Source organism: Hydrogenophaga defluvii, assembly GCF_042665235.1.
Classification (GTDB): domain Bacteria; phylum Pseudomonadota; class Gammaproteobacteria; order Burkholderiales; family Burkholderiaceae_C; genus Hydrogenophaga; species Hydrogenophaga defluvii_A.
In genome coordinates this window covers 37,317-43,397 of the sequence record NZ_JBHTBZ010000062.1, presented here as the reverse complement: position 1 = coordinate 43,397, position 6,081 = coordinate 37,317, and the positions used below count along the sequence as shown (strand labels likewise).

Genomic DNA, 6,081 nt, shown 5'->3' with positions numbered 1-6,081 from the left:
CCGCGCACGGTGTCCGCCATCGCATGGAACGCTGTCCGCGATGGGAATGGAATCACTGTCCGCCATCAGTGGAATGCGCACCTGCGAATTCACAGCGCCTGATCGGATAGCATCCCCGGCCATGAACAGCATCATCGACAACATGCCCGCACAGGGCCAAGCCGCCCTCGAACTCCTGCGTGTCTCTCTGGCAAGCGACGGGATTGAGGTGGCCACTTTGCCCGGTCTCAAGGGTGAGTTTCCGTGGGCCCAAGTGCTCATGGGCATCACCGCCGCGATTCAGGAGCAAGGGGGCACAGAAGCCGCGATGAAAGCCCTCTCCGCAGCCGCATCAGTCCTCAACACCGATGAGGCGCCACGCTTCCTGAACTGATCCCCATCAAAGCCTCAGAAAAGCCCCCCGCTCTCTGGCGAAGTTTGTCGCCACGACAAGGAACGAATGCCCATCACCACAATCTTTTTTCGCGCTGTCACCCTGACCGCGCTCGCCGCGCCCCTCTTGAGCATTGCCCAGCAGGCCAAGCCGACCCAAGCCAAACCCGATTGCGCAGCTCTGATCGTCAGCACCCCGCTGCTGAAAGAGACGGACTTCATGGGCAAGCTGCCCAGGCCTTTTTCCGAGCCCTCTCGCGACATGCAATACGAGTCGGCGAAAGCGTTTGCCGCTCGCGTGAAGACGGCCAAGAAGGCGCACCAGGAAAAGACCGCTGAACAGATGGCAGGCCAGAACCTGGTGTTCAAAATGATGACCGGTGGGCCATGGATTTCTTACGACCCCGACCGTGGGGGTTTTGAGGCAAAGTTTGGGGTATCGGCCGCTTCGTCACGAAAAGACGGCAAACAAGTGCCATTCCCTGCTGTGTCGGAGGCAGAACCTGATGGCACTACAAGTCGAGATATCGGCTTGGGCGCCAAGTCAGTTTCGAGCAGGCACTACGGGCTGGCCTTTGTGAAATCGGCGGTCAAACACCCCTTCATCAACGGCAAGCAGAGCAAATTTTTCTTCAAATACCCAGTAGAAAAGGCAAGGGCGGTAGGGTCGGGTGCTCGCCTGGCCTTTATCGGCGTTGTTCAGGAGCCCTGGACTTTTGAGTCCTACTCTTCATGGACGGATTTTGATGCCATGAAAGACCAGTCCTTGTCCACCTACTACGCGGCAGTGAACCTCATCTGCGCCGCTGTAGTGGACGGGAGCGGCAACAGAATCCTGCACGAGTTCAAGTAGGCTCTCTGCCCCCTGCTGCGCCAGCGGGGGTGCGTCACTGACAAGAAGGGCCTATTCGGCGCACGGCACGTGGACGCGTGACCGTCAAAAGCGACTTTGAACGCGCGTCGCTACTTTGTCTTGTCCCAGCGGCGGATACGTTTCGCGAGGCGCTCGCGCTCTTCCTCATCCAGGGTCGTCATGGCTGGCACCAGCTCCAAAGCATCGGGGGCATTGATGTAGCGATGGCGCAGCATGGCCTGACAAAACTCCCTGTCCTTATCACGGCCTGCAGCGGCCTTGGACAGAAAGAGGTCCACAAGGCTGAGACACCAGCCAATTTTGCTGTCAGTGTTGGCGTTCTGGATCTTGCACAGGCGCTCTTCCCAGCCCTGAGGAACAGTGAATGTACTGGGGTCCACCTCTTGAGCGTAGTAGCCATGGGTCTTGTGAAACTCAGACGCCTCGCCTATCGCACCCTCGATCTTGGTGGCCTTCTCAGGCGCGTACCGGGGGTACATGTCGGCCTCCATAGACCTCTTGAACTCTTGTGCCGGATACGGAATAGCACCCAGAATGGACTGACTGCCCACGATCAAAAGATCGTATTCCTGGGCAATCTCCGCAGAGACCCGAATCAGGTGCTCAAGATCGTCACGGTTCATGGGTGGCGCCGCTCGTGTCGATCAACACCAACCCAGCCTTAAGGCGCGAAACGCCCTCCAGGGCCTTTTCCCTGGTCCCCTTGGGGAGCAGGACGGTCAAGGGGGAAGACTGGCGCAACTCTTGTGCATTCCGAGTTCGTCCCAGCACCTTGGACCACTGCTTGTTGCTCAGAATGGTCACCCACTTGTCGAGCAGTGGCCTGGAATGGGGGCTTGCCGTCTCCATCCAGCGCTCAAGCACCTGCTGAGCCTCTTTGACACGTTCGGGGTCTTTTTTGACCAGATCCACGGCAAGTTCGTGCAAGACAAGGCTTTGCAGATCCTGCGCCTGGTGCCGCTTGTTGTCCGCGCTGACCATGATGCTCACTTGGGGCTTGGGGCGGCGCGAGCGGCCAGCGGCAGAGTCGGCCGGGGGCGCGCGAAGAAGGTCGCCCGCCACAAGCGCCAGGTCTGAGGCCACGCCTAGGGTCGCCATCACCCTCAGGTAGTTGCCCATGGAGGGGCTTGGATCGCCGGCCTCGACCGCGTAGAGCGTCGTTCGCGAGACCCCGGCGCGCTTGGCCAACTCGACCGAGCTGACCTTGGCATCTTTACGCAGACGTCGCAACCTATCCCCAAGCTGCAGCAGCAATTGGCGGTGCAGAACAAAGTCGTCATCGTCCGGTTTCATGTGTTCAGTATTCTACGCATTTCACATTGTTTTGCCTAATATTATGGACAGTTGAAGCGGAACGACGCGCCCGCAAAACGCAAGAAACAGGGGCGGGACCACCCTCACCCAGATCACTGCTCCCGCTGGGCTTCCAAGTTGTGCTTGTGCTGGCGGTAGAGACGCTCGACGATGGGGCGCGCGGCATCGAGCATGGGTTGCCGGCCGAACCTGTTTTGCAGGGTATCCAGGCTGGCCATCATGTAGGGGGACAGGACGAGCGCGCTGTGGTCAAGCGATGGGCTCGAATCCTTGAGGACAGAGAGGAACTGCGTGCTGGGGCCTGGCGTGGAATCCAGCAGGGCATGAAAAAGACGCTTTGGAATCCCGATGTGAGCAGCGACTTTGTTGCCGTAGCGCCTGCCTTTGAAGAGCCCCGTCCTGAAGACGATGAAGAGGATGAAGAGGACCCAGAGGGCGCCAACGATGGTGGTGAACATGGTTCAGCGGAATGTTTTTGATTGAGTGGCGGGTTGTTTTAATGTGTCAGGCTGCAAGGTTGTGTTCATATCGCATTCATAGTCTTTCGCGACAGCAATGCGTTCCAGTCGCGTGCTACTTCGTATAAATCTGGCATCCAATTTTCGATGTTGGAGAATGCAATCACGATCCTATCGCTGTCGCGGTGCCATGAAATCCGCTGACCACCCCAGCCAACGGCCCAAGACGTGTTGTGCGCTATCTCGTTATCGGTCCATGTGAGATAGCCATATCCGCCAAACAGCTTGCCCATCTTGCGTGTGCTCGGGCTGCTCCCATTGGGAATTTGTGTGGTAATGGCCTTGCGCACAAAATCACCGAAGCAGCTTTGCTCTTTGCTGCTTCGTTTAACCCAAACAGCAAACCGCATCCAGTCCTCTAACCTCATACGCAAGCCACCGTCAGAAAGTCCATTTTGCTGGCGATCTTGCACGTATAGGCCCGAATGCGCAGCCCCCATTGGATTCAGAATTGTCTCCTGTATCCATTGATTCCAAACGATGCCTGTGGCTCTGCTGACCATTAGCCCCAGCAAAATCGGATCGGTGCCCTTATATGAAAACAACTCACCTGGCTTGTAATTTGAGAACACGCCGCGCTGTGCCTTGGCCACGCGTTCTTCTGTGATAAGGTCAACGAGATTCAAGTTGCCGCGCCCCCACTCCTTAAACTGCTCTGGTGTGAAGATGGTGCTATCGGGATTGGGTTCAGCAGAACCTGATGCCATGCGCAGTAAATCATGGACAGTCGCAGAGCCTAATGCTTTTCCTGCTAATTCAGGCATCACTTCACTGGCTTTGGTGTCCAGTTTCAGCTTGCCCAGACATATGGCCTGACCGACAGCCATGGCTGTGACTGTTTTACCTACAGAAAATCCATGGAACACAGATTCCATATCTGCAGGAGCTTTGGTTTCCGAGTACACCACTACATCACCATCAAGTAGCGCAAACGCTTTGGCGGGTCTGTTGGCAACCAGAGAACGTGCTCGTTCAATCACCTGTTGCTCTGCTGCTGTAGGTGTGCGCTGACGCAAAGCCACTGGAGTTGGGCTGGCTTTTGTGGTGTACCACCACGGATTGCCCTTTTTCACGAGCAGCCAACTATCAGGGACTGCTGCGGCACCGTCTGCGTAGGACATATTGCTTTGGGCCAATGCGATGGAAACACAACCTGCCAGCAGAGTGGTTGCTGTAAATGCCAGCCTAATCTTTGAGTATTTCATTGGTTGCCTCATAACTTTTCGGCTAGTCAAGCTAAATTAGTGTGCCATAACGCTTTCAACAAACAAAGTATGCGCAACAAAGACCTGTTTGCCCCCAGGCTGGTTGCACATCACCTTTTTTGTTTCGGGCACCTCTACAACCGCCAAAAGGCGCGTTGTTCGGCCAGGTTGCCCATGCTCGCTTTCAGGATTCAATCCACTCATGGTTGGGTGTTGGACTTGATCGCTCTTGAGCACGATCATCCCTGAATTGCCCAAGGGCTGTGCAAAGTTCACACAGACGTTTTCACGAGGCGTCGCAGGGTTACGATGCCCGAGCACTGTGCACAGTTCGCCCGATACCCCTCATCCCTGCTTCAAAGCCCCGTGATGCGATTCAATCCCCCTGACAACAGCGACCCCCGATGGGACGAAACAACCCGCCAAGCCATCGAGCGCAAGGTGGATGAGGCCATGGCCTTGGCGCCCAGGTTGGAGATCGACAGCACTGCTGGCCCTCTCAGCCACGAAGAGCGCAGGGTCGTACTGCGTGCCTCGTTCAATGAGTTCGTCAAGGGCGCCAGCCTAGACCACCTCATGACGGCCCCGCCCGCCCTGCTGGAGCAATTCAGCGTGATGGCGTTGGTGAAGGACCACAACATCAAGGGCGAGCTGGTCCAGCTCATCCGGGTGTTCATGATGGCCTATGCAGATCCCGAACTGAACGAAGCCGCAAGGCAGGCGCTGGCCAGCTTGGAGGCAAGCGTGACGGCTCAGATCCTAAAAAAAGGCCCCCCGTCATGGGGCAAGTTCTTAGCCATGCCTGGCTCCCCCAGCGCGCGGCCGGTTGGCCCGACACGCTGAACACCGCGCAGGCCATCTTCTCAAACAGAGAAGGGGGCCGAAGCCCCCTCCTTTTTTGTCACCGCCAAAGTGCGCGTCACACCTTCCAAGTCGTTGAACACTTGGCGCAGTGATGTTGAATTGAAGCAACCATCGTGGTGCTTTCGGTGTTCGTCTTCAATATCCCACCGACAGTGCCGGTTGACGTGACAGCTTCGACAATGCTCTTGGCATGCACCAAACCTTTGGTCTGACAATGAGGGCAGACCAAATGCTCATTGCGCGGCCCAAACAAGTAGGTAAGCCGATCATCGGGCGACATAGCGTTGATCTTGGCAACTTCGTCATCCTGACGGACCTTCACACCCCAGATGATCAATCCGACAACAACAAAGCAAAGAAAAAAGAAAAATCCTGCCGACATATAGAAACCTTATAAATCGTCAATGTCAAACTCAGTCTCTTGGGCATCTTAACTGGACATGGAGGCTGACCCACAAGCATCCGATGGCCATTAAGAACGCGCGCCTGCGGGCCTGTCGTCCAGTTGCAATAGCTCAAGCACCATTGACTGCCTCCACGAGGCTCTGATGAAGCGAAGGTTGCTGGGAATATGGTTCACTGGCTGTGCCCAGTACCCCATCCACCGCCTCAATGAGGGTGGGCAGCGTGCGCCAGCACATGGCCTTGGGATCATCATCCAGGCGGAACCAAAAGACGGGCACCACGGCGCTCTGGGACTGATGAATGAGACAGAGCCGCAGGGACACGCCGCCGTCGCCATAAACGCTGGGTGCCTCGGTGGCGGGACTCAAAAGGATCTCCATCGAGTACCCACGCTGGCGGCTGTAGACCCACTCGTGTGCGGGGTAATCCACGGGGCTTGCGGGAACGATGCCAGACCCCAGTACGCGCGTGCCAGCGCTCTCGATCTGCTTGCGCAGGAAAGCCAAAACGTCTGTCGAGTAGTTCATCG

General features: G+C 56.8%; 9 protein-coding genes. 3 read left to right on the top strand and 6 right to left on the bottom strand.

The window, feature by feature from the left end:
• Positions 1-121: 121 nt before the first annotated feature.
• Together ACFQU0_RS18105 and ACFQU0_RS18100 are read left to right on the top strand one after the other, a co-directional pair.
• Entirely contained in the window at positions 122-373 is a 252-nt protein-coding gene (locus ACFQU0_RS18105) for a hypothetical protein (protein ID WP_382203131.1), read from the top strand.
• A 66-nt stretch (positions 374-439) separates the two neighbouring features.
• A complete protein-coding gene (locus ACFQU0_RS18100; protein WP_382203130.1) occupies positions 440-1,225 on the top strand; it encodes a hypothetical protein in 786 nt (261 codons plus the stop codon).
• Between the two features lie 110 nt (positions 1,226-1,335).
• Here ACFQU0_RS18100 and ACFQU0_RS18095 read toward each other — a convergent pair whose 3' ends face one another.
• From ACFQU0_RS18095 to ACFQU0_RS18080, 4 genes are all read right to left on the bottom strand, one after another.
• Positions 1,336-1,869 carry a DUF6036 family nucleotidyltransferase gene (locus ACFQU0_RS18095; RefSeq protein WP_382203129.1) on the bottom strand — a complete coding sequence of 178 codons (534 nt, stop codon included), beginning with the start codon at positions 1,867-1,869 and terminating at the stop codon, positions 1,336-1,338.
• Positions 1,859-2,539 carry a helix-turn-helix transcriptional regulator gene (locus ACFQU0_RS18090; protein WP_382203128.1) on the bottom strand — a complete coding sequence of 227 codons (681 nt, stop codon included), beginning with the start codon at positions 2,537-2,539 and terminating at the stop codon, positions 1,859-1,861. Before ACFQU0_RS18090 ends, ACFQU0_RS18095 begins: the two co-directional genes overlap by 11 nt.
• 113 nt (positions 2,540-2,652) lie before the next feature.
• Positions 2,653-3,018, bottom strand: a complete 366-nt coding sequence (locus ACFQU0_RS18085) for a hypothetical protein (protein WP_382203127.1) — start codon at positions 3,016-3,018, stop codon at positions 2,653-2,655.
• A 65-nt stretch (positions 3,019-3,083) separates the two neighbouring features.
• The gene (locus tag ACFQU0_RS18080) at positions 3,084-4,283 is read right to left on the bottom strand and encodes a serine hydrolase domain-containing protein (RefSeq protein WP_382203126.1); all 1,200 of its coding nucleotides are present in this window, start codon (positions 4,281-4,283) and stop codon (positions 3,084-3,086) included.
• A 369-nt stretch (positions 4,284-4,652) separates the two neighbouring features.
• Here ACFQU0_RS18080 and ACFQU0_RS18075 point away from each other — a divergent pair, with 369 nt between their 5' ends.
• Positions 4,653-5,126, top strand: coding sequence for a hypothetical protein (locus ACFQU0_RS18075; protein ID WP_382203125.1), 474 nt, complete (start codon positions 4,653-4,655; stop codon positions 5,124-5,126).
• A 76-nt stretch (positions 5,127-5,202) separates the two neighbouring features.
• On the opposite strand, the gene ACFQU0_RS18070 is transcribed toward ACFQU0_RS18075, so the two are convergent.
• Positions 5,203-5,529, bottom strand: coding sequence for a hypothetical protein (locus ACFQU0_RS18070; protein WP_382203124.1), 327 nt, complete (start codon positions 5,527-5,529; stop codon positions 5,203-5,205).
• Between the two features lie 133 nt (positions 5,530-5,662).
• Positions 5,663-6,079 carry a hypothetical protein gene (locus ACFQU0_RS18065; protein ID WP_382203123.1) on the bottom strand — a complete coding sequence of 139 codons (417 nt, stop codon included), beginning with the start codon at positions 6,077-6,079 and terminating at the stop codon, positions 5,663-5,665.
• Positions 6,080-6,081: the final 2 nt, after the last annotated feature.

What these genes read in the sequence shown, in the direction of transcription:
- ACFQU0_RS18105 (WP_382203131.1), top strand. Translation starts at nt 122, where the DNA reads ATGAACAGCATCATCGACAACATGCCCGCACAGGGCCAAGCCGCCCTC.
- ACFQU0_RS18100 (WP_382203130.1), top strand. Translation starts at nt 440, where the DNA reads ATGCCCATCACCACAATCTTTTTTCGCGCTGTCACCCTGACCGCGCTC.
- ACFQU0_RS18095 (WP_382203129.1), bottom strand. Translation starts at nt 1,869, where the DNA reads ATGAACCGTGACGATCTTGAGCACCTGATTCGGGTCTCTGCGGAGATT.
- ACFQU0_RS18090 (WP_382203128.1), bottom strand. Translation starts at nt 2,539, where the DNA reads ATGAAACCGGACGATGACGACTTTGTTCTGCACCGCCAATTGCTGCTG.
- ACFQU0_RS18085 (WP_382203127.1), bottom strand. Translation starts at nt 3,018, where the DNA reads ATGTTCACCACCATCGTTGGCGCCCTCTGGGTCCTCTTCATCCTCTTC.
- ACFQU0_RS18080 (WP_382203126.1), bottom strand. Translation starts at nt 4,283, where the DNA reads ATGAAATACTCAAAGATTAGGCTGGCATTTACAGCAACCACTCTGCTG.
- ACFQU0_RS18075 (WP_382203125.1), top strand. Translation starts at nt 4,653, where the DNA reads ATGCGATTCAATCCCCCTGACAACAGCGACCCCCGATGGGACGAAACA.
- ACFQU0_RS18070 (WP_382203124.1), bottom strand. Translation starts at nt 5,529, where the DNA reads ATGTCGGCAGGATTTTTCTTTTTTCTTTGCTTTGTTGTTGTCGGATTG.
- ACFQU0_RS18065 (WP_382203123.1), bottom strand. Translation starts at nt 6,079, where the DNA reads ATGAACTACTCGACAGACGTTTTGGCTTTCCTGCGCAAGCAGATCGAG.